The 3,227-nt window shown below is 49.3% G+C and carries 2 protein-coding genes and 1 pseudogene; all 3 read right to left on the reverse strand.

What is annotated here, in order from left to right:
- A pseudogene (locus AC1KVE_RS20970) lies at positions 1-2,321 on the reverse strand (calcium-binding protein); the annotation flags it as partial.
- Entirely contained in the window at positions 2,321-2,692 is a 372-nt protein-coding gene (locus tag AC1KVE_RS20975; RefSeq protein WP_184456553.1) for a hypothetical protein, read from the reverse strand. The gene AC1KVE_RS20975 and the pseudogene AC1KVE_RS20970, both read right to left, overlap by 1 nt.
- 63 nt (positions 2,693-2,755) lie before the next feature.
- Positions 2,756-3,227, reverse strand: a 472-nt coding sequence (locus tag AC1KVE_RS20980; protein WP_481093115.1) for a beta-barrel domain-containing protein, incomplete at its 5' end; no start/stop codon positions are given.

The following is a 3,227-nucleotide window of genomic DNA, read 5'->3' on the forward strand; positions in this document are numbered from 1 at the left end:
CCACCGAGCAGCAGGTCGTTGCCATCGCCTCCATCCAAACTGTCATCGCCCATCCCGCCGAAAAGCTGGTCGCTCCCGTCCCCGCCGTTTAAAACATCATTGCCGTAACCACCACCGATCAGATCAGCGCCAGCACCACCAGCGACTACGTCGTTTCCAGTGCCCCCCCAAACCAAGTCATCGGAACCTGTACCTGCAAAGGTTCCATTGACTATTTTTATGTTTGCCGCTGCCATCGCATTCATGCCCGCCGAACTTGACACGGCTTCACCAATCCAGGCATCAAGAATTTCACCAAATTTCCAACCTGACCCTTCTAAGAAAGACTTCCCATAGGTGTGCAAGTCAACAATATCTTGAAATGCCTCATCCAGCTGACGGCCCCGCTTTAACTCCAACATCGCATCAAGCGCCGAGTAATCGAACTTTAAGCATCCATCAACAAACTGAATGTTGACTCCATCTAGGTAGCCTTTAAGACGCGTCTGCATAACCAAGCCTGCATACACAGACTCTTTCAAACTAGCGTACGCGGCTTTGATGGATTCGACCTGTTCTGGCTGCAACAAGATATTCATGACCTGCGTCTTGGTGCCATCCAGCTTGGCGAGCTCACTCCAGGAATAGGTACTACCACCCGTGGATGCTTGGTCGAAGCGATAGCTGATCAGGCTGGAGCCATTGAACTTCTCCAAGATGGCAATCATGGGACCAAGTTCTGCATGCTGCTGCTTGATCCAAGCATCTATAGCTTCGGGGCTCTGGGCCGCGATATCGGCTGGCAGAACGCCACGGTAAAGCAGCTCGCGCGCTCCCCCGACAGATTCAAGCATCTCTTCACTGCTCTGCATTGTGGAGGTCGCTGCCCAGCGCGCCAGTATCGTGTCGAGCGAACTTTTCATTGCGTCGCGTGAAGTTCCAGGCACTAAGGCTTGGATGGATGCAAGCAGCTGGGTAGAGAGGGTTGCAGCTTCTTTTAAATCACGAACTGCGCCACTACCTTTAACGCCAGGCAAGAGATTTGCCTCGCTACTCACTTCCACCTTATCAAGCGATCCGCTAAAGTCTCTAAAATAGTTATTGATGGCTAGCTGAAGGTCGCCAGCCAATCCAGCTGTGCCATCAGTACGAATATAACTACCACGATTATCGACAATATTGCCGTTACCCAGATCAAGGTCATCGGTAGTCGAGGGATTTAATTTAATTGAAGCAACACCTGCATCTAATAACGTAGCCAATTCGGAAGCTTGAGACGATCCGTCCTGATTCAAATCCCTCCACACCCTAACATTACTAAACTCGGCATCACCAACATCAAATATTCCGTTTTTGTCAGTATCCAAGTCTGCTAAAGCTGAGAACCCTGAACTTGCAGTAGCCCCATTTGATAAAATGGTATCGACCCCAAAAAGCTCGCTGCCGCCATCTATCGTGCCATTACCATTTCTATCTAAAACAACTAAGCCGTCGTCTGAAGCGATCCATCCAGTACCTGTCTTAATGCCGTCGCCATCATGGTCAAACAATACTTTCCCGCTTGCTGCGACTGTTTCAATTCCATCGCCATCTAGATCAAGAGTCAGTGGATCCCTGCGAGGAATCCATTTACGTGCACGATCGAATAGATCGTCGACCATATCGCCAATTTCGGCTGCCTTATCACTTATCCATTTTTGAGCATCTTCATACCAGTCTTCCGCAGCCTTTTTAGCGTCGGCTAAGTTTTTTTTCGCAGTGTCGTACCACTCTTCCCCTGTCCTTTGGGCACGATCCGCCTGGTCTTTCACCCAATCTGAAACCTGCTCTGCCGTTTTCTCACTCCAGTCGCCAACCTCATTTACCTTATCATTAATCCAATCACTTGCAGCATCATGAAAGTCTTCAATCCTATCGTAAGTATATTGCTGGTAAGGATTCCACGCATGATCAGCCTCAGTTGGAAGATCTATGCCTGCTGCGTTAAATGCAGTGCTCTGCCAAGTGGTGCAGTTATACATACTGGCAGAAAAATGGTCACCTCCCGCCCAATAGGTAGACCCTACCCTCGTTGAATCAACAAATCCCATGAGGGATTCATACTGAGCCTGATTTATTGAGTATTTACTACTAGCAGCCTGATATTCGTGCTCGCCCTCGGCAGTTCCTACACCTGTTTCGTATACTGCGCCATCCCCTGCGAGGGCACCTCCCTCCAAGGGAGCAAACCCGTATTCACGCGAACTGCCGTCAGGCTTCGTAATTACAAAAAAGGTGTGCGGTATATTATTCGAACCGCCAATATCGTATCTAATTTCAACATAGTACACGGGGCCGCTCATCATAGTTCCTTTATGTAAATTGGCGTCGGATAAATCACTTTATCCAAAGATTGAATTTTACTTTCCGAAAAAAAATATAAATTTAATTTATAATTTACCTTACTTTCCCTCTTCGCCTCTTCAACCTCCCTGCAAACAAATTCAATTTTTCTTTTGCTTGAAACCCCGTATATGCTGTAATAAACCCCTTTACCATCCCTTTCCCAGAAGACACGACTCGCTTTCTGACAAGATTCAACAGAACCACACTCCCCCACTCTCACTAATGCCTGATGAATAGCAAGGTTGATATCTGCCTGCTCTACTGAAGGCCCGTAATCGCATCCAGCGAGGGCCAGAACCAATGGGAAAATTATTCCAATATAATTCACTTACACCACCATTTAGTTACCAACTTGAGAAGATCCTAAGCGCAGATGTATTTATCCAATCACTCACCTCTCCCTAAATGATTCTTGCCCGTGCCGACCTAAAGGACTCAACAAGTAATCAATTACCCGTCGCTTGCCCGTCTTCACTTCCGCACTCAAGCTCATCCCGGCACTCATCCGCACCTTGACCCCATCGATCTCCAGCGTGCTGCCGTTCAATTTGATGCGCGCGGGAAATACCAGGCCAAGCTTTTCGTCCTGCGCGGCATCGTGGGACACACTGGCGACCGTGCCGGTCAGATAGCCGTAGCGGGTGTAGGGGAAGCTGTCGACCTTGACGGTGACGGGTTGACCGGCGCGCATGAAGCCTATGTCCTTGTTCAAGACGGTGACTTCGACCTCCAGTGCTTCTTCGGCTGGCACTACGACCAGTAACGGCTGTGCAGGCGTGACTACACCACCTACGGTGTGGACGGCTAACTGCTGGATGGTGCCGTCAACGGGTGCGTGCAGCGCCATCAGCTTGTCGCGCTGG

The sequence above is a fragment of the Xanthomonas sp. NCPPB 2864 genome (assembly GCF_056675615.1).